This is a genomic window from Oscillibacter sp. (assembly GCF_040505565.1).
In the GTDB taxonomy this organism is placed as follows: domain Bacteria; phylum Bacillota; class Clostridia; order Oscillospirales; family Oscillospiraceae; genus Oscillibacter.
Map to the genome: position 1 here is coordinate 117,164 of NZ_JBEUWZ010000010.1, position 18,776 is coordinate 135,939.

Below are 18,776 nucleotides of genomic sequence, written 5' to 3' on the forward strand. Positions count from 1 at the left end.
CCAGAGAAAAGAAAGAATATAAAGAAAGAAAAGAGAGGCCCCCGGATATTGACATTCTTTGTGTTTAGCGTTTAGAATAATTCGTCCGGATGGTCACTTTGCATTAGTAATTTGGAGGGAAAAGATGCGGAAAAAGATTCTGTCATGTTTAATAATGTCCATATTGTGTGGCTGTTTATTTGGTTGTAGTGGTAATTCATCAACTGATGCTGCCAAAGAGCCGGATGAACATGTGGACAGTAGTGCAGCGGATACTTCAGAAGATGATAGCAGTGGTATTCCTAGCAATACATCTGAACCTTTTGTAGGGAGAGCAGATTTGGACAGTGAAACTAGCGAGTTTTTCTATGGAACTTGGAAAGTAGATAAGCTACTTGGATTCGCAAATTCTTATAATGATGCATCTGAATATCCAACAGGGCAAAAGATCATTGGCGATGAAATTATAATCAACGAGGATTTCTTTTCATCAAAAGGGCTAAAAAACTATAGTGATTATCAATATGAACTTAAAAATTCACTCTACGAAATTACTATAATATGCTATAACGAAGACGATTTTTATAGAAATTTTAAAATGGATCTGCCAGATATAAATATGGATGATGAAATAAAAGGAATAGAAGTATCTGACTCTTCTACAGGATTCGGCATACCTGTAAGTTTCCTGGATGTTAACAATGACAGACTCATCTTGGTATTGGAAGCAACAGCATTCGAGTTAGCCAGAGTCACCGAATAAAAGTTAGCAACCAGTAGGGGCTTGTTCTACAGATTGTTCCGCATATTAATAAACAGAACAAACCGGGCGTCATTTGACGTCCGGTTTGCTCTTTAGGAGAATAAAAGAAAAGAGGATAACATGAAAAAGAATTTTGTCTTTTGCAAGTATAATGATACTGATAATATGTTAACCAGAAAAGTGCAGACTATTACAAAAATCTTAAATCTTTTTCAACGCCTTCAGCAGCCGGTCCCGTTCCGCCCTACGGGGCGTCGCGGGAGCCGTCGGCTACGTGGGAAAGTGCATACGGAACAAACCAGATATCATCCCTTGGCATACATTAATACCAGGGGTGTCTCACAATGTATGACAGAATTACAAACACGACTTTAGACGTATTTGCAACCCCAACGAGAGAATATGTCGGAAGGTCCAAGTTTTCATTGTCTTCTCAGGACGAGTTAAAGCTATTAAACTTACTGAATTATAATAAAATTCCAGATTCTTTACTATTACTGAACGTGGTCCCATATGAAATACCAATAAATTATGTCCCGCCTACGCTATTTGAGAACTATCCATCGGAAGTTATCATAAGGGCGAATGTTAAAATGTCAGGCTCCGATTTTCAACCTCCGATAGAAATACGACTAAACTCCGATATACGCGGACGGGCAAGCGCGTATGGGGCACTGTTCAAATATGATAGCATGGAATTGAGCAACATAAAATTGCTTGATATAAAGCAGGTGCTCTAAAAAAAGTAAATTTCCCCGTTAACTAGTTTTTAAAATTCGCAACATTTCTCAACCTGAAATTGTCATTTCAATGGAAATATCATAAAATGGGATGAGGTGAAGAAAATGTTCAATTATACTGTACAGCCGGGCGATACCCTTTATAGAATTGCTGACTACTTTGATGTCAGTGTTCAAGATATATTGGCTGCTAACGCCTTCATAAATCCAAACTATTTATATATCGGACAACTGCTTCGCATACCGATCAGCAGATATCTATATCAGACTTACCCTTGGTACTATTTATACCCATACAATTTTATTCGTTTCCCACGGAGTTATTGGAATGATAGGAGGCGGTGGCCGGGCAGACCGCCTGACAGAGACGGACGGCCCGACAGAGACGGACGGCCCGACAGGGATGGATGGCCTGACAGAGATGGATGGCCTGACAGGGATGGATGGCCTGACAGAGATGGACGGCCTGACAGGGATGGATGGCCTGACAGAGATGGACGGCCTGATAGGGATGATGACAGAGATGGATGGCCTGGTAGAGGCGGACAACGTGGCAGAGGTGGACGATAAACACCGAAGATGTAACCCCCATCTCCAAGGTTTTATCCCCCAGAGGTGGGGTTTTTTACAAAAGGAAAATAGGTGAAATAGAAGACACCCGGAGAGCGAAATGCTCTCCGGGTATTGTTCATAGTTGCGACGCAGTATACTTTAAATCAATTTCGACGCAGCCTGTCCCTTTCCGCTTCAAACGCCGGGGATCTCCATTCCCCGTATGTAACACCATGCTTGCGTGCCTGAACCGCGTCCCAATCAAGGAGCGTCATTGACACCTTCTTGACATGTATCGTCGCGTTCGGCGGGAGGCAAGTTCTCGTGCGCCAGTCCGTAACGGCTTTTCTCCCGACGCCGCATTTTTCAGCAATCTCCCTGTCAATCATGCCCATATTGTACCAGTGCATGGCCCGCTCATGGTCCAGCATCACGCGGGGCTTCCGCACACTTATGTGTTTCTCCATCGCCTACACCTCCACGATGGATATGCCCAGGCGTTCTTTCATGAGCTTTTTCTTCATGATGTAAACGTCGGTCCGCTTTCCCTTTGCATCCTCGACCACCGGCAGCCAGTAGACTTCGCCAATCGCGTCGGGCGCCGTGGCGCGTTCATAGGAAAAATCGGCCCTGTATGTAATTCCCCGGATATGTTCGCCCTCCGGCGTGATGTAGGCCGCTTGCAAAGTGTAGCATTGCTGCAATTTGAGATCCCGGATCATCCCGGCCCGCAGCTGAAGCATAAGCTGGTCAAACCGCCTCGCCTCCCTCTGGGAAGGGAATCGAATCGGCTTTCCGCCTTGCAGGCAGCGAGATGTCGGTACATTGTGAAGCTTATTCTCCTTGGCCTGCTTCCCCATCTTGGCAAGGATCTGTTTTTGCGCCGCAGGAGACAGGCGGGCCACCTCACTTACGTCCATAGGATTTTTCCTCCTTCCCGTCTACAATCACTTGCCGGACCTTGACATTCCCCAGATCTTCCACCCGCATTGCAATGGCTTCTTGGGTGGCAAGAACATCATGGTCATTGTCAATGTCGGCAACAAATACAGCCCGAATCATTGCGGCTCTCCTTTTCGCATGGTCTTGATCATAATAGAATCGCGGTCCGCCGTCGTCGTAAGGATATTGTTTTTGAGCAGGTCCATATCGGGGCGGGGAATCCGTAATTCCCCGTCATCCCCATACTTGGAGGCGAGGTAGATCGCCATCGCGTCCAAAACATCACTTGCCTTTTTTAGCTGCATTTCCTTCTGCTTCATGAGGCTAAGCGAGGCTTGATACCTCGCCGCGCCGTTCCCAGCGCCAGCGTCCAGGCGGCTTTTGAGAAGCTCGCACTCACGGACCAGGACCTTGATGTTGGTCCTTAGGGCCGCGTTCTTTTTGCGCTCATCCCGCAGCAGGTCAATGTTTCTCTTCTTCATTTTGGCTCCCTCTTTCGTATTCTTCCTGCAACGCTTTCGCAATTGGACAGGCTTGCCAGCCGTTGAGACTGGCGCAATATTTCTGCATGAAATCATCCCATGCTTTCTGCGATGGAAGCTGAAGCTGTGCGGCCTCGCAATGTAATCGCCCGGTCCTGAAATATGAGAAAAAAGGACACATCATTGTCCGCGCCATTATCACACCCCCGCGTTACGGCACAGTTCTGCCCACTTGTCGTATCCCATGCCCTGCGCCCTGGCCTCCCTGAGTGTAACTACACCCGCTGCATGGTAACGCGCGTCCAGGGCAGTCACTACGTCTCTGAGGGCCGCCACATGCTTTTTCATGCAGCTATAATCTCCGAACGCCGGATCAGACTTTGCTTCCTCCGCCTCCGGTTCAACATGAGAAAGGCCCCCTGTTATGTCCGCAACGTCAGGGAAAAACTTGTTTTTTCTGGCATAGGCAATGGCGGCGGCCTTGGCGTCTTCATAGGCATACGGCTCCAAGGCAAGCACCCAAGCTGCCTGTACCGTTTTTGAGCAAAGCTGCTTCGCATTGGGATAGAACTGCTCCAGCAGATTAAACAGGCTCTCCACCTCAGACTTCTGCATAAGTAAAATCTCCTATCGGTAGGTTTAATCTAATTCGACCACCGCACCATCTTGTAGAAGCAGAGACTATCTTGTCTTAGGACTACTATACGGTTAGGTTAGGTACGGTTACCCTAGAACGTGCCGGTAACTTCTTCGTTCTGTAACGGTAATGTAACGGTAACGTTCCAGTAACCGTTATGAAGATTTGGCGTTTCTGTAACGCTTCATTTTTTCGCGGTCTGCCTCTCGCCTGTCCATCAGCTTTCCTGCGTAATCGTACCAGTCGTGAATTGCATAAGTACCGTCGTTGAATTCAAGGTAGCCTGCATCCACCAGGGCCGAAACCAGCTTATCCGCTTTCTTTTCGGGGTAGCCCAGCGCCATAGCAATGTCTTGAGGCTCCATGCCTTTTAGGCTGCCGTCTTTCTTCGCTGCAATCAGGCCCCAGTCAAACAGCATCCAAAGCAGCCCGACCGCTTCCAGTTGGTTAAGCGAAAGCAGCCGGGCCAGCTTTAGCGTCTTCGGATGGCGAGGCAGGCTGTCATGTGCCTCAAACCACATGGCTATTCCTCCTTGTGTTGATGGAGATACACAACTCTGCTGCTATCCCCGGCGTTTTCCATGAGCCATCTATCCACTTTTTGCCGGGACAGATGATTCAGAGCAGCGCGGGATTCATAAGAAAACTCTCCGCGGCTAAGTTTTTCTTGTGCGCGGATCTCCAATTCCGCCTCGTCGTGGTTCGCTTCAACCAAGTAGTAGTCGTAATTGTTGGCAGATACGCCGTCCATCGTTCCCGTGTCTGTTGCATAGAGGACTTTATAATCAGGGTCTCGGAAGTGAATACGCCATCCGCAGTTCGGCACGTCATGGACAAGATCGAATGGGGAGACGGAAAACCCGCTGTAATGATACTCTTTGTCGCCGTGCATGATATCGATGTTGCTTGGCTGAATCATGCCGACCGCCAGAGGAACCATCCAATCGCACATCGCAAATCGGAGTGTGGGGCGAGTCTCCACGAGGCGGCGTATGGTCGCCTCGTGGAAGTGATCCCCATGCTTGTGCGTCAGCAAAACCAGTCTCAGGTCCTTTACAAATGACTGAAGCTGCTTGAACGGAACACCGCAGTCAATCAGGATATGCTTGTCCAGAATAACGGCGTTCCCGCTGCTGCCGGTTCCAATCACATTACAGGTCACCCAAATTCACCTCTCTTGGGGCTGGCGTATCGTTTTCCTTGAGCCTCTCCTTTTTCTCTTTTACGGGCGGCTCATTCACAGTGGACTCCTGCGGGGTCATTTTATCGGTGAAATACTCGCTGCCGATCACGCCGTCCTTCAGGCTCCGATAGACCTTTCCGAGTCGAATTACATCACCCTCTGAAAACGCCTCGACATTTTTGCCGATGTAGTTTTTGAGGCCATCCTCCGCGATGTTGAAATCGGTTTTAAATGCTTCAACCATGTTCTTGATACGAACATCAAGCGGGTCCTTGTTGTTGGATTTCAGCGTCACTTCACACTGATGTTGAGCCATTTCAATGACATCTCCCGGAATAACACCAAGGATACAGGCGCGGAGGCGGCGGGCGCCCTGGTTCGCCACCATCTCGTAAATGTCGCGGGGGTCTGTCAGCGGTGTATCTCCTTTTTGCGTGTGACGAATGTGGGGAACAGAGAAAATCTTGCTCTGCCTGGTATTGGTTTCCAGGTCCCAAGCGTAGGACATTACCTGACTTTCTCCCGTCTTCTGCTCCAACTCAATAATGCCGAAGTCGATGTTTCCCCAGTTCTGAGCGAGGGCTTCTGCAAGCCGGATACTGGGGCCTGTCACTGTTGTTCCGCCTCTCGGGTATTCATACATGGCATTCGACGCAAGCGTCGGGCGCTGACACGCAGAAAGAATCCTGTCCGCACTGGCCTTTTCATCTCTCGGAAAACGCTTTGCGACTACCATTGCCGCCTGCACTTCCTGGGCCTGTCTGCTCATCATCATCTGTGATGTTGCGGAAGAAACGGGAGAACCAACTTCATTTCCGCTGGAAAACACATTCAATTCATTCATAACGAATACAATTCTCCTTCATGTAATTTTTCAGGCCGACAAGCTGCTGGCGGGTGCCGTAGGCCGTGAACGTTGCTTTGAGCGTGGGCTCCACTTCCCTGCTCACAGGCGCCGGCGCTTCCTGCGGGGCCGTCTCCACGGGCGCGGAAAGGGCCTCCTGCTGGGCGACTGCGGCGCGTACTTCCTGCGCATGCTGCTGTGCGGCCGCCTCTGCCTCCGCGCGTTTGGCGGCCCGTTCCTTTTCTTCCTCGATCTGCCGGTGATGGTTCAAAACCGTCGTCACCGCCTGAGAGCCGGAAAGGGACTGCCGGAACTCCACAAGAATCTCGTCACGAAACTCCTGCTGTTCGATCATGGCGAGGTCGGCGGCAATGCGGTTTAAGAATGTGTCGCAGGCTTCCCGCAAGGACTTTTCAGAAGCAGACAGGGTGATCTTGATGCAGGCGCGCTCAAACGGGATCTCCGTCGCGCTGATATGTAGGCTTGCTGCCTTTTCCATGTAATACTCGAGGACATTCGCTTCCTTCTGGTCCCTGAGAACGTCCTCCACATCATCGATCTTGGTCTTCAGGTTGGAGTCAGCCAGCTTGAACTTGCTGGATACGCACTTGTCATAGACCGCCTGGAACCGATCATAAGGGTCGAGGACGGCAGCCCTGACCGCCTTACGCTGTTCTTCCAGTTCGGCAAACTGCTTATTCAGGTCCGCCCTGGTCTTCTTGACAACCTTTACCGTGTCTTCCGTGCAAACCAGAGACAACGCCGCGTCCACTTGCTGATCTATGGTCCCGGCGAGGTTCAGCAAATGTTCCTCGATCACGGGGAGCTGCTTTACAACGATCAATGACTCATTCATGGTCCGCCTCCGTATCTGCGGCCTGCTCCGTGATGGTTTTCAGCATGGGCATGATCCGCTCGTCAACTTTGCTCTCCGGCACATCCACCGCGAACACGCGGCCATTTATAGAGCCTCTGGAGGTAGGGCAAACCACCATGTCACCAACTTGGAGGGATATAGTCGTCAGGTATGTATAGCGACCGAGTGACAATTTCCCGCCCTCCTTGACGTACTGAATTTCAACGATATTTGTTCCCATTTTCTACATCCTCCACATATTCATTTTCATGATCTTCGGTATATTCCGGGTCTAACTCCTTCCGGGCGATCTCACAGCCCCAGCAGCTTTCCTCGCCGCAATACTGGCAAGCATAGCTGTGGCCGACTTTAAAAGGCTTCATTTTCAGGCCCCACCTCCGTGAATAAATTAATCTGCGCCGTATGGGCCTCAAACCGCCGCTCCTGCTTGTCATAAATTTTTGGCACAATCTCATAGCCTACAAAGTCAAGCCCAGCGTCATAGGCAGCTATCCGACTGCTTCCGCTGCCGAGGTGCGTGTCTAAAATCTTGTTTCCGGGTTTTGCAAATTCCCTGAAAATCCAACGGTACAGTTCCACTGGCTTCTGCGCGGTGTGTATTCTGACTTCATTCAGGGCTTTGTTACCCTGCATCTTCGTGCCATTCCCAGGAGTCCCCTGACACATCCCGTTCCACATAAAGCGAAAAATACGCGTTGCCCGGTCGAAAGAAGTCCACGCAAGTTCCGCGTCTGCAAATTTAATACCCGCAGGATGGCACTTGTCCCAGACTATCCAGCACTGGCTGTCTCTTGCAATCTCGCGGGTGAAGTAGTTTCCTCCGAAAATAATCTGATTCCTTGAGACACGGAACAATTCATCAAAGTATTCCTGCCCGGTCTTTGGCTGCGTCCACATTTCGGCGTCATGCTTCGGGTGCGGGCCCACGCCACCCTGAGATTTCCCAGTTATATAGCCGCCTTTGGTCACATCTCCGTAAATAGGATCCACCACAGCCAGATCAAAGGCGTTATCCGACATCTGCCGCATGGCTTCCATGCAGTCTATACTGTAGGCTGTGTTCAATCTGTGCTCACCTCCGGCCATACCCACCAGGCGTTCAAGCCCTGCCGGCGGTTCTGGATGGCCGTGGCATTGGCGCACTTTACTCGTTTGTCCCGCCTCGGCCACTCAATGCGGTCAATGATTTTGAAGAATTCGCTGGTGCAGGCGCACACACCGACGAAAACGAAAAAACAAATACAGATCATGGCTTGTCCTCTCCGACTCGCGGAGACGCGCTTTCACGGTCTCCGTCTCTCATGGGCTTATCCCGCGGAAGGTGCCGACATTTCCGCCCGCCGTTTCGCCGCCGCCAACTCAATGTTCCATGCCACCTGCCGGGCATTAGCTCGTCTACGTTCGATCTCTTCGGGAGAAGCATCACAGTACCCCTCGTCCCCGATGTAGACTCTGACGGTTTTGCCATCTGATACTTTGATGTCATAGACGGCAACCGTATGTGCTTCCTTGTTTTCGGTAAACACCATGTTGAACAACTCCTATCCATGTTATTTTCTAAATACCGTGTCTCTCATATGACCTCTCTTCTGTTGCTTGTCCCTTTGCAAAGTGGTAAAATATGGTCGAAAGGAGGTGGATAAGTTGATACTGAAACTCGAAATAACCTGTAAATCATGTAATTGCACATTTCAACTTGATTCAGGGAAATATTGCTGCAAGGATTCTCTTTGTTGTCCCAACTGCGGACAACAAATTCCGGAAGACACTTTTAATAAAATAGCTGACGCGTTTAATGCTGTAAAAAGCGTTCCGGAAATTTTCGCTGAATCTAACTCTTGTAATGGGTTCCAAATCAAGCCTATTTCAATCGACGCGGAAAACGAAGATACTCTCTTCTGAATTAAATTTCGGATTTTTTTAAAAGGTCTTTTGCGCGAGCAAGCACCGCTTCTGCCTGCTCAAACAAGAGGCCTTTTCCCTTAAGCTGGCTAGCAATCTCATACGGTAGCCTGTTTGCAATTGACGGGTCGATGCGCTTAAAACATTCCTTTTCATAGTCATTCATGACGGTTCTCCGCCTTTTGAATCCACTTTACTGCTTTCAACTGGCAGAGTTGACCGTCTCTGCTTGTTTGATTTCTGATTCATCCCTTCTAACAATCTTGATGTTGGTAACCTCAATGCCGCGCTTCTCGCAGTAGCACTTGACCATAAATGCATATAGCTCTTTTGCTTTTTCCTCACTCAACTCTTTGCTCATGTTTTTAGTCCTCCTAATAAATTAAATTGAGTTTTTAATCTAAGCTCTGATTATCGGCTCATACGACACCCCTTTTTTTCTCAGACTTTATGCCAAGCTCTAACAGATACCGGATAATTTGGGAATAAGTTCGTCCCTTAAACTGATCAGAAGTCTTTAGCGTTTCTACGACAGTTTCCAGATCGTCCGGAAGTGAGACTGTAATGCGTCGCATTGTGGTCATTGGGATAACCCCTTTCTGAAGTGGTGTACTTTCTTTTCATCTCCGAACAAGTGATTCACTTTCTAGAATATACCATGTAAAGTGAACCACTTCAACTGGTAAAGTAGACAAAATAGTTCACCACTTTTCGTCGCAAGTGCATCACTTTCCGCTTTACAAAGTGGTGCACTCATGCTATACTTTTACATAAGGAAGGGGTGCGAAAATCATGGCTACAGAAAAACCCAGGTTTTCCGTGACACTGGAAGAAGCTATGTTGGAACAAGTGGATGACTACCAATTTTCAAATCGCTTTGCCACACGTAGTAAGGCAGTGGTTGACTTAGTACGCAAGGGCCTTGAAGAATTGGAGAATGGGGCAGGAAAAGAAAGCGCCTCCCCCTATTCAGGAGAGGCGCTAAAACTGGCGAAAGACTATGACGGGTTGGATAAGTGGGGAAAGCAAGCCGTGCGTGACGTAGCCGACACGGAGATGGCACGCGTGGAGGATGAATCGCGGTTTTTCCAAAACACCGACGCCGAACAGGAAGCAAAAGTCATCAACCTGTTTCTGGAGCCTGCCGCCGCAGGCATTGCAACGCCGCTCGTTGGCCAAGACTATGAACCATATGAGTTAAAGCCGGGTGACCCCCCGGGAGCAGCGTTTGCAATACGCATTCAAGGTGACTCCATGGAGCCGTATTTTCCAGATGGTTCGACTGCGTTTGTGAATCGCGACGCGCTTGTGGATGGAGATATCGGAGTCTTCTGCGTAGATGGTGGAACTGTCTGCAAGCAGTACCACTATGACAGAGTTTTGGGAATTACGTATCTGTTTTCCCTGAACCGGAAGCGGGCGGACTGCGACGTGGTGATAACGCGTGACAGTAACCAGTCTCTTGTATGCCAAGGCAGAATTATGACAAAAAAGCGGTTCCCATTACCGGAGCTTTAATGGCGTAAGAATTAAAAGCTAGGAGATGACAATATGCAGCGAGTGGCACTATATATCCGTGTCTCGACGGAAGAGCAAGCTTTACACGGCCTGTCCGTTGAAGCTCAAACAGAGGCTCTTGACCTATGGGCCAAAAAGGGTAAGGTCAAAGTTGTAGACCACTATATAGATGCCGGCATCTCCGCTAGGAAAAAAGCATTAAAGCGCCCGGATTTGCAACGGCTTTTAGCCGATGTGTGTGCTGAAAAGATTGATCTAGTTGTATTCACAAAGCTTGATCGTTGGTTCCGAAACATCGCTGAGTATTATAAGGTGCAGGAAATTCTTGACGATCATAAAGTGGCGTGGAAAGCCATACACGAGGATTACGACACCACAACAGCTTCCGGGCGCTTAAAGGTAAACATTATGTTGTCAGTGGCACAGGATGAGGCAGACCGAACCAGTGAACGGATTAAATCGGTGTTCGATGGAAAGCGGCAGCGGAGAGAACCGGTCACTGGTCATGTTCCCTATGGGTACTGCATTGAAGGGAAAAGAGTTATAAAGGACCTTCAAACTGAGAATATTGTGTCGGACTTTTTCCGGCAATATTTGGCTATGAGGTCCATTTCAAAATCAATCGAATACGTGGAAACCACGCATGGAGTTAAGCTGTCTTACTGGACAGCGGATAAATTTTTAAGAAGTCCTGCTTATTATGGTGAATTTGGCGGTGTTGTTGATATGTGTCCAGCATATATCAGCAAGGAGCAGCATGAAAAAATTGTGGCTAATCGGCGCAACGTATCGAGGAAAGCATCTGGCAACAGAACATATCTTTTTTCCGGCATCTGCTTTTGCAGTGAATGCGGTCACCGGATGGCAGCCAGAACGCATCACGGGACACATATCGAATATAGTTGCACGTACCATTACAGGGACAAATCGTGTGATAACAAAGTAAACATCTCGGAGAATGATATTGAGACATTCTTGCTAAATAACATTGATGAAAAATTTCGTATCCTCAAGCTCGGTAATATGGAGAAAAATAAAAACTCTGACGGTGCTAATGATGCACTTGAAATATCAAAGTTAAAACGCAAATTGTCCCGCCTGAAGGACCTGTATATAGATGATCTGATCGAGATTGACGCCTACAAGCGTGACTATACTAACCTGACATCTAATCTCACAGAACTCGTGAATAGACAAGCTACTAAAAAATTAGGGCCAGATTTGAATGCATTGAAAAATGTTTTTGTTGAGAATTGGCAGCAGATGTATTCCGATATGAGCAGAGATGAAAAGCGGAAATTCTGGATTATTTGCATTAGCAGCATTAATGTTTCTTCAGACCGGCGCATTGATTTTTCTTTTTAATATAAAATTCTACTTAAATTAGTTAATCCATCCGGGTTGCAGTCCAGCCAGAGCTTGCTCCCCGCCACGGAACACCGTGCGCAGGCCTGCTCCACGAAGGATCTGGGCATCAGCGCCGCCTCGTCCAGCAGCACCCCCGCGAAGGTGCTTCCCTGGATCAGTGCCGCACTGGACTCGTCCTTCCCTCCAAAGAGCCAGAACCGGTTGCGACTTTTCCCGCTGCGCACCACCAGCAGATTTTCGGAGCGCTTTTCCGTACATTTCATTCCCATCTCCCGCAGCACCGGAACAATCTCCTGCAAGACGTTTCGCCGCAGAGAGAGGATGGTCTTTCCGCACACTCCGAACTGCTGCTGGTCAAAGCTGGTCTGCGCCCACAAAAAGAAGGACAGCCCCATGGAAAAGGTCTTTCCGCTGCGGACGGCCCCGTCGCAGATCACCGCGTCGTATCGCTCTGCGTCCGTCTGCCACCACCGCAGCACCCTCCGCTGCTTTTCAGAGAACCGCACCGCCTCCACACTTTGACCCCTCCTTTTCATCCTCGGTCTTCAGCGCCTGCAAAAATCGCTCCATGCCGTCCTCTCCTTCTTCGTCCAGCAGGCCCCACAGTGTCTCCAGCGCCTGTATTCGATCGATCAGCTTCATCTCCGTCCCCTTGTCCGTAATTTTCAGCTCCGCCACATCGGACAGATCCAGTTCTCCTGATTCCACCATCTCCCGGTTTGCCAGCTTTGCCGCGTCGGACACCCGGCCGAACGCCATCTGTCCCAGCCGCCGCAGGACGTCCTGCCGGGTGGGCAGCTCCATTCTCCGCATCCATTTCAACCGTTCCGCCACCTCCTCCAGCCGCAGCAGCGCGTAGCCGTCTTCTCTTCCCACACGTTTGGCCGCCCGGTTTGGGTCCATGGAGAGCAGAAACTCCCGGCAAAACCGGTCTCGCTCCGCGCCGGTCAATTTTTTTCGCATTGTTTTCACCTCGCTCTTACATGAAAGGGTCCCCTCTTCCCCTACTTGCACATTTGCGTACATCCTCTGAAAAAAATTTCAAAAAAAACTCCGCCTTTCGGCGGAGAATGCGGATTTGCCCAAAGGGCGGTATTTCGTAAGCGGCCTCCCAGCCAAATGCCCTGTGGAGGCCTACATATAAATAATCATCATACCTACCATCATCCCAATCACCGCCGCCAGCGCCGGCACTTTGGAATGCCATAGGCTGCTGGCCTCCGGCAGCAATTCTCCGAACACCACATACAGCATCGCCCCCGACGCAACACCCAGCGCCGTCGCCAGCATCCTTGGCCCTATGGTTCCCAGAAAGTACCCCACAGCCGCCCCTAAAATCGTGGGTGCCCCCGTAACGGCGGTCGTCATTACCGCTCTTGGCTTCGATATCCCTCCTGAGATCAGAGGCACCGCCACCGCCATTCCCTCTGGAATATTGTGCAGCCCGATCACCGCCGCCATCATAAGTCCGCCCCGGCTCAGTTCCTCGGTCCCCGCACCTCTGGCAAACGACGCCCCGATTACCATTCCCTCGGGCACGTTGTGCAGCGCAATAGCCGCCGCCATCACCACACCCGCCAAAAGCAGTCCTCCGTGCCCCTGCTCCTCGTGTCTTTTCTCAATTCTGGCATTTAAGCCGCAGACCACCCCGTATCCCGCCAGTACACCCCCCACGATCAGTACCAGCGGAATCTGCTCCCCGGCATCCTCCGGCGTCAGGGCGTCCGTCAGCAAATCAAAGCATACCACCGCCACCATGACTCCCGCCGCGAAGCTCAGCAGCAGACTCACCGTCCTGCTGGAATCCCGCCGGAACAGGCAGCTCGCCGCACCTCCCAGCCCCGTGCCTCCCATTCCCGCCAGCGCTGTGATTGCCAGCATCCACAGAACGCCCAAGCGTCCTTCCCCCTTTCAAGCCGCTGATCTTTTCCGTCGTGCGGCCGCTCATCGTGAGCCTCTTCCTTTTATTTCAAAATAAGAGGGGCAGGAAGCCGCACAGCAACTTCCTGCCCTTATCCTTCGTTCGTTTTTCCGCCGTGTTCCTTCCCGTCACTTAAACAGGATATAGGTCAGCGCCCCGATCAGTCCGACTCCCGCCAGTGTCAGGTCGAAGGCAAATGTCTCGCCGATCAAAAACCGCTTTGGTTTTCGAGCGTATACGCCGAAATTTTCATTCCGCTTCGGCACGAATACGCCGGGAGCCCTCAGATACAGCAGTTTTTCCCCCGACAGTACCAAAAAGTCACCGATACCAGCGGCCACCCGGGCACACAGCGCCCCTGCAAACGCCAGTCCCCGCACAGCGGGGCGGTACACCAGATTTTCCAAGTCCAGCTTCTCCGGCCATAGGTCTAAGTATGCGATTCCATCGGCCGTCCTCCTGCAAAAAACCGTCCGCACCACCAGCAGATATACCGCTGTACCGATCGCCAGGGAAATCAGCGCTCCCTGCAGATTCGTCCACGAAAAGTAGCGGAACATTCCGTGATACTCCCCTGCCCGCAGAAACACGGAGGACTTTTCCGCGATGATTTGCATGGAAACCCAGGGTGCCAGACCAAACGCAAGCATCAAAAACGCTGTCAGCCCTACCGCGATTTGGGTAGCCGGGGCCATGTACTCCCGCACACCGAACTTCTGCTTCCCCGCCCGGCCCTCTATAAAAACGGCCACAAACAGCTTTGTCATATAGGCCGCCGTCAGCCCTCCGGAAATGAGAAACAGCCACTCCACCGCCCGGAACCCCGTCACAGAGGCCCCCAAATGCTCCAGTTTGTGAATATACTCCACAATGCTCTCATGCAGCAATGTCTTGCTGATATATCCGGAGGTCCCCGGAACACCCGCGATAGCCGCCGCGCCAATAAGGAACACAGCCTTCAGCATGGGCTTATTTCGTCCCCAGCCCCGGATTTCGTTTAGATCCAGCGAGTGGGTCCCCATGTATACCACGCCCGCCGATACAAACAGCACCAGCTTAATGAGTCCGTGGTTCAGCATGTGGAGCACGGTTCCCCACGCCGCCAGCGCATTCTCCGCTCCCAGGAACCCCTGCATCGCCACGCCAACCAGAATGAATCCAATTTGAGACATGGAAGAACAGGCCAGCGCCCGCTTGAGATTGATGGAGAAAAGAGCCAACACCGACCCCAGCACCATAGTGATAGTCCCCAAGACCAAAATCACCTTATTCCAATCCGCACTGGAAAAGAACAGATACCGGGACGTCACCAGAATACCGAAAATCCCGCTCTTGGTCAGAATTCCGCTGAGCAGGGCCGATGCCGGCGCCGGCGCCACCGGATGAGCCTTGGGCAACCATATGTGCAGTGGATACATACCCGCCTTGGCACCGAATCCCACCAGGCAGAACATTCCCGCAGTAAACAGCTCGCCGTATTGTTCTCCTCTGAGCGCGGTCACCAGCCCCGGCAGGCGTTGGATCATCAGCGTTCCCAGCAGGTGATAGAGCATCAGCAGTCCCACCAGCAGCATCATCCCCCCGAACACTGCCACTGCCAGATACGTCTGTCCGGCCCTCAACGCACTGGGGTTCTCGTTTTGTGCCACCCATACATAGGAAGCGAAGGACATGATTTCAAAAAACACGAACAGCGTGAAAAGATCCGCCGCCAGGAACACACCCATCAAAGCCCCCAGCGTCATCAGCCAGGAGCAATAATAGCGGTTCACGCCCTCGCGGTCCGCAAAATACTCTTTGCAGGGAAGTGCCGTCATCAGCCATAAAAAGGCGGACAGCAGCGCCAGCATCGTGTGAAGGCTCCCCGCTTCGAACCGCAGACCAAGACCGCACACCTGCGGCATCTCAGCCGTCCCCGGTGAAAACAGCAGCAACATCACCGCCGCCAATAGCTCAACGCCGGGAATTATACGGATATACAGATTGCGGTACTCCCGGCCCCTCCTTCGCAGCGGATAGACGAAGTACGCCGCCAAAAAGGGGAAAAACACCAGAAACAGCAGTAAAAATGTGCTCATTCAGCGTCTTCCCCCTTTCATAGCATATTGGAACCCACCGCCCGCAAAAAGTCGATCAGTGGACTGGACAGCAGCGCCAGCACAATGCCTGCCGCCGCCAGTACGATCAACGGAATGGTCATAGCCCTGTTGGGATCGTGGATCTTCAAAAGCGCCTCCGTGTCCACTGCACCCACTGGGAACCACGCCCGGACAAAAATCGTCATCATATAAAGAGTTGTCAGAAGGGTGGATAAGATCAGCGCCCCAATGCCGACATAGGCCAGCGGGTTCCTCGATATCACGGCAGCGGAGCAGATCATCCATTTTCCCGCAAAGCCCCCCAGCGGCGGCAATCCGATCAGTGCAAATGCCGACACGGTAAACGTGCCAAACACCACCGGCATCCGCCGCCCAATTCCTTCGAACTCATAGATATACTCCCGCCCACTTTTCTGGATAATAGCACCCGCACAGCAGAACATGGTAATCTTAACCACCGCGTGATAGACCATATGGGTGAGCGCGCCGGTAAGTCCCACGGGCAGCATCAGAGTCAATGAAAAAAGGATGTAGCTGAGGTTGCTCACCGTGGAAAACGCCAGTCTTCGCTTCAAATGCGGAGTCCGCAGTGCCCGCGCCGCGCCGTACACAATGGTGACTATTGCCGCCGTCATGACCACATCCTGAGCCGTGCTTCCCCGCAGAAAGTCTGCCCCGAACCCGAAGTAGATCAGCCGCAGAACCGCGAACGCCCCCGCCTTCACCACTGCCACCGCATGGAGCAGCGCGGACACCGGCGTAGGGGCCACGGATGCATCCGGCAGCCATCCACAGGAGGGAAAGATCGCCGCTTTCACGCCAAAGCCGAAAAACGCCAGCACGAACACGGCCCGCAGCACGGACTCATGTCCCGCAGCTTTTGCAAGGTCCAGCACTCCACCGTAGGTAAAATCCAGCGTCGTCCCGTAACTCAGTAAAAACACGATGCCGATAAACGCGAACGCCGCTCCCGAGAGGGAATACACCAGATATTTCCGGCCGGCATACCGGGCCTTCTCGTCCATGAAGTGCATCACCAGCGGCAGCGTTGCCAGCGTCAGCAGCTCATAGAATAAATACAGCGTCAAAAAGTCCTCTGCAAACGCCACGCCGAGCACCACGCCGAAGCTGGCGATCCAAAAGGCAAAAAAACGGTTCTCATGTCCCTCGTGAGACATATAGTCAAGGCTGTACAGCGTGATGAGCGGCCACAGTGCCGATACGATGGTCCCATACACCATGGAGGCCCCGTCGATCCGCAGCGAAATGGAGAACTCACTGGAAAACCGCACCAGTGTGCAGGCCGGAGTCACATCCGCCGCCGCAGCCACTGCAATGGAGGCAAAGGAGAGGCCTGCCGTCAGCAGCACCGACATCATAATATAACCATTGCGTACCTTCCGGTTTTGGGGCTGCAAAATCAGCAATCCCATGCCCAACACCACGGGAATGAGGACGGGAAGCGCCTGAAGCCAGTACATCCGCCAGCCTCCTTTCATTCCAAGTTCAAATCAGAATATCTGCGGTAAAATCACGGAAATCCACGCCTGCAAGCCGTTGGGAAACAGCCCTAAAATCAGCACCGCGGCGCCCAGCGCCATCATGGGCGCAGTCATCTGCGGACCCACCTCTTTGCGTTCTACCAGTACGTCCCTGCCTGGGAAAAATCCCCGTACCACGATGGGCAGCAGATATCCGGCGGTCATCAGCGCCGACAAAATCAGCATTGCCATCCCCAGATACCCAACCATCCGGGACTCGCTGTTAAGCGCCGCGGAGGCCAGATACCACTTGCTGATAAATCCGCTCATAGGCGGGATCCCAATGATAGACAGCGCTGCGGCGGAAAAGCACACCATGGTCCGGGGCATCCGCTTTCCGATTCCTACCAATTGGTCCACCAGCGTGAAATTTGTTGCGATGATGATAGCGCCGGCCGCCAGGAATAGAGCGTCCTTTGCCAGCGCGTGGAACACCATCTGTAAAAATGCTCCCCGCATACCTCCCGGGGTCATCAGCAGCAGCCCAAACTGCACATAGGACACCTGGCTGATGGTGGAATAGGCCAGCCGCTTCTTTAAGCCCTTCTCCTTCAGCGCAAGCATGGACCCCGTGAACATCGTGCACAGCGCCAGACCAATCAGCGTGTACTGTGCCCAGCTTCCCCGCAGAAAGTCCGGTCCAAACAGATAGTACGTCACCCGGATCATCGCCAGCACACCGCCTTTGGTGATTATGCCGGACAGCACGGCGGACGCCGGGGCTGGTGCCACGGGATGGGCCGTGGGCAGCCACGCCTGCATGGGCATCATGCCCGCCTTTGCGCCAAACCCAATCATCATCACCAGAAACACGATCAGCAGCAGCGGCCTGTGCTCCGCCGCCAGACTCAGATTCAGCGCTCCGCCGCCGGTAAAGCTCTGATCGGTCAGGAAGTGGGACAAGAAGAAATACCCCGCCAATGCCATGCCCGCGCCGAACACGGAGTATCCCAGGTATTTAAGTCCCGCTCTTCTGGCCGCCGGGGTCCCTCCGTGCAAAACCAGAGGCATTGTTAAAAGAGACATCATCTCAAAAAACATATACAGAGTCACGAAGTTATCCGCCAGAGCCAGCCCCATCAAAACGCCCAGCGTCATTGTGTAGAATCCCTGAAACTGCTGCCCACGTCCCGCATGGCGGAGATAAGCCCCGGCGAACACCGACACCGGCAGCCAGATTACCACGATCAGCACCATAAAGAACTTTGCCAGCGAGTCGCTCTGCACCGCCAGATACAGCGCCCCCTCAATGGTCATCAGCCGCAAGGACCGCTCTGGAAGAACGCACAAAGTCGCCGCAGCCGCGGCAGTGGCGATGGTCAGCCACAGCACCAGTCGGTTGCGGATCCTCTCGTCCCTCTGCCGGAAGACAAACACGCCTCCGATCATGGGCAGCAAAATTGGTATCAGCAGCAATGCGGTTTCTCC

General features: G+C 51.9%; 25 protein-coding genes and 1 pseudogene. 4 read left to right on the forward strand and 22 right to left on the reverse strand.

Annotation, left to right across the window (positions count from 1 at the left end; all coding sequences use genetic code 11):
• Positions 1-124: 124 nt before the first annotated feature.
• Positions 125-742, forward strand: a complete 618-nt coding sequence (locus tag ABWQ15_RS04515; protein ID WP_353907634.1) for a hypothetical protein — start codon at positions 125-127, stop codon at positions 740-742.
• 1,068 nt (positions 743-1,810) lie between these two features.
• Positions 1,811-2,128, forward strand: coding sequence for a hypothetical protein (locus ABWQ15_RS04525; RefSeq protein WP_353907712.1), 318 nt, complete (start codon positions 1,811-1,813; stop codon positions 2,126-2,128).
• Between the two features lie 70 nt (positions 2,129-2,198).
• Here ABWQ15_RS04525 and ABWQ15_RS04530 read toward each other — a convergent pair whose 3' ends face one another.
• The 16 genes from ABWQ15_RS04530 to ABWQ15_RS04605 all read right to left on the reverse strand — a co-directional run bounded on the left by ABWQ15_RS04530 (position 2,199) and on the right by ABWQ15_RS04605 (position 9,262).
• On the reverse strand, positions 2,199-2,501 hold the full coding sequence (locus ABWQ15_RS04530) for a hypothetical protein (RefSeq protein WP_353907635.1): 303 nt from the start codon (positions 2,499-2,501) through the stop codon (positions 2,199-2,201).
• A gap of 3 nt (positions 2,502-2,504) precedes the next feature.
• Positions 2,505-2,954: a DUF1064 domain-containing protein gene (locus ABWQ15_RS04535; RefSeq protein WP_353907636.1), complete on the reverse strand. Its 450-nt coding sequence runs from the start codon at positions 2,952-2,954 to the stop codon at positions 2,505-2,507.
• Positions 2,941-3,096, reverse strand: coding sequence for a hypothetical protein (locus ABWQ15_RS04540; RefSeq protein ID WP_353907637.1), 156 nt, complete (start codon positions 3,094-3,096; stop codon positions 2,941-2,943). The genes ABWQ15_RS04535 and ABWQ15_RS04540 overlap by 14 nt, the downstream gene beginning before the upstream one ends.
• Entirely contained in the window at positions 3,093-3,458 is a 366-nt protein-coding gene (locus ABWQ15_RS04545) for a hypothetical protein (protein ID WP_353907638.1), read from the reverse strand. Before ABWQ15_RS04545 ends, ABWQ15_RS04540 begins: the two co-directional genes overlap by 4 nt.
• A 198-nt stretch (positions 3,459-3,656) precedes the next feature.
• Positions 3,657-4,073: a replicative helicase loader/inhibitor gene (locus ABWQ15_RS04550; RefSeq protein WP_353907639.1), complete on the reverse strand. Its 417-nt coding sequence runs from the start codon at positions 4,071-4,073 to the stop codon at positions 3,657-3,659.
• A 177-nt stretch (positions 4,074-4,250) separates the two neighbouring features.
• Entirely contained in the window at positions 4,251-4,616 is a 366-nt protein-coding gene (locus tag ABWQ15_RS04555) for a hypothetical protein (RefSeq protein ID WP_353907640.1), read from the reverse strand.
• Positions 4,617-4,618: 2 nt separating this feature from the next.
• The gene (locus tag ABWQ15_RS04560; RefSeq protein ID WP_353907641.1) at positions 4,619-5,257 is read right to left on the reverse strand and encodes an MBL fold metallo-hydrolase; all 639 of its coding nucleotides are present in this window, start codon (positions 5,255-5,257) and stop codon (positions 4,619-4,621) included.
• Positions 5,247-6,122: a hypothetical protein gene (locus tag ABWQ15_RS04565; protein ID WP_353907642.1), complete on the reverse strand. Its 876-nt coding sequence runs from the start codon at positions 6,120-6,122 to the stop codon at positions 5,247-5,249. The genes ABWQ15_RS04560 and ABWQ15_RS04565 overlap by 11 nt, the downstream gene beginning before the upstream one ends.
• A complete protein-coding gene (locus tag ABWQ15_RS04570; protein ID WP_353907643.1) occupies positions 6,115-6,978 on the reverse strand; it encodes a DUF1351 domain-containing protein in 864 nt (287 codons plus the stop codon). Before ABWQ15_RS04570 ends, ABWQ15_RS04565 begins: the two co-directional genes overlap by 8 nt.
• The gene (locus tag ABWQ15_RS04575) at positions 6,971-7,219 is read right to left on the reverse strand and encodes a hypothetical protein (protein ID WP_353907644.1); all 249 of its coding nucleotides are present in this window, start codon (positions 7,217-7,219) and stop codon (positions 6,971-6,973) included. The genes ABWQ15_RS04570 and ABWQ15_RS04575 overlap by 8 nt, the downstream gene beginning before the upstream one ends.
• Positions 7,200-7,361, reverse strand: a complete 162-nt coding sequence (locus ABWQ15_RS04580) for a hypothetical protein (protein WP_353907645.1) — start codon at positions 7,359-7,361, stop codon at positions 7,200-7,202. Before ABWQ15_RS04580 ends, ABWQ15_RS04575 begins: the two co-directional genes overlap by 20 nt.
• On the reverse strand, positions 7,348-8,064 hold the full coding sequence (locus ABWQ15_RS04585; protein WP_353907646.1) for a DNA methyltransferase: 717 nt from the start codon (positions 8,062-8,064) through the stop codon (positions 7,348-7,350). Before ABWQ15_RS04585 ends, ABWQ15_RS04580 begins: the two co-directional genes overlap by 14 nt.
• Complete coding sequence (locus tag ABWQ15_RS04590) at positions 8,061-8,249, reverse strand: hypothetical protein (protein WP_353907647.1); 189 nt, start codon at positions 8,247-8,249, stop codon at positions 8,061-8,063. The genes ABWQ15_RS04585 and ABWQ15_RS04590 overlap by 4 nt, the downstream gene beginning before the upstream one ends.
• A 57-nt stretch (positions 8,250-8,306) precedes the next feature.
• Positions 8,307-8,528: a hypothetical protein gene (locus tag ABWQ15_RS04595; RefSeq protein WP_353907648.1), complete on the reverse strand. Its 222-nt coding sequence runs from the start codon at positions 8,526-8,528 to the stop codon at positions 8,307-8,309.
• A gap of 374 nt (positions 8,529-8,902) precedes the next feature.
• Positions 8,903-9,067, reverse strand: coding sequence for a hypothetical protein (locus ABWQ15_RS04600; RefSeq protein ID WP_353907649.1), 165 nt, complete (start codon positions 9,065-9,067; stop codon positions 8,903-8,905).
• Between the two features lie 36 nt (positions 9,068-9,103).
• The gene (locus tag ABWQ15_RS04605) at positions 9,104-9,262 is read right to left on the reverse strand and encodes a hypothetical protein (protein ID WP_353907650.1); all 159 of its coding nucleotides are present in this window, start codon (positions 9,260-9,262) and stop codon (positions 9,104-9,106) included.
• Between the two features lie 431 nt (positions 9,263-9,693).
• Between ABWQ15_RS04605 and ABWQ15_RS04610 the strand changes: the two genes are divergently transcribed.
• Positions 9,694-10,419: a S24 family peptidase gene (locus tag ABWQ15_RS04610; RefSeq protein WP_353907651.1), complete on the forward strand. Its 726-nt coding sequence runs from the start codon at positions 9,694-9,696 to the stop codon at positions 10,417-10,419.
• A 33-nt stretch (positions 10,420-10,452) separates the two neighbouring features.
• On the forward strand, positions 10,453-11,784 hold the full coding sequence (locus tag ABWQ15_RS04615; protein WP_353907652.1) for a recombinase family protein: 1,332 nt from the start codon (positions 10,453-10,455) through the stop codon (positions 11,782-11,784).
• 29 nt (positions 11,785-11,813) lie between these two features.
• On the opposite strand, the pseudogene ABWQ15_RS04620 reads toward ABWQ15_RS04615, so the two are convergent.
• The 6 genes and pseudogenes from ABWQ15_RS04620 to ABWQ15_RS04645 all read right to left on the reverse strand — a co-directional run.
• Positions 11,814-12,302 (reverse strand): annotated as a pseudogene (locus ABWQ15_RS04620) (terminase large subunit domain-containing protein); the annotation flags it as partial.
• Positions 12,280-12,750: a terminase small subunit gene (locus ABWQ15_RS04625; RefSeq protein ID WP_353907654.1), complete on the reverse strand. Its 471-nt coding sequence runs from the start codon at positions 12,748-12,750 to the stop codon at positions 12,280-12,282. The pseudogene ABWQ15_RS04620 and the gene ABWQ15_RS04625, both read right to left, overlap by 23 nt.
• Before the next feature lie 171 nt (positions 12,751-12,921).
• Complete coding sequence (locus tag ABWQ15_RS04630) at positions 12,922-13,683, reverse strand: ZIP family metal transporter (protein ID WP_353907655.1); 762 nt, start codon at positions 13,681-13,683, stop codon at positions 12,922-12,924.
• Between the two features lie 153 nt (positions 13,684-13,836).
• On the reverse strand, positions 13,837-15,786 hold the full coding sequence (locus tag ABWQ15_RS04635) for a complex I subunit 5 family protein (RefSeq protein ID WP_353907656.1): 1,950 nt from the start codon (positions 15,784-15,786) through the stop codon (positions 13,837-13,839).
• Between the two features lie 17 nt (positions 15,787-15,803).
• Complete coding sequence (locus tag ABWQ15_RS04640; RefSeq protein WP_353907657.1) at positions 15,804-17,288, reverse strand: complex I subunit 5 family protein; 1,485 nt, start codon at positions 17,286-17,288, stop codon at positions 15,804-15,806.
• A 30-nt stretch (positions 17,289-17,318) separates the two neighbouring features.
• On the reverse strand, positions 17,319-18,764 hold the full coding sequence (locus tag ABWQ15_RS04645; protein ID WP_353907658.1) for a complex I subunit 5 family protein: 1,446 nt from the start codon (positions 18,762-18,764) through the stop codon (positions 17,319-17,321).
• Between the last annotated feature and the right edge of the window lie 12 nt (positions 18,765-18,776).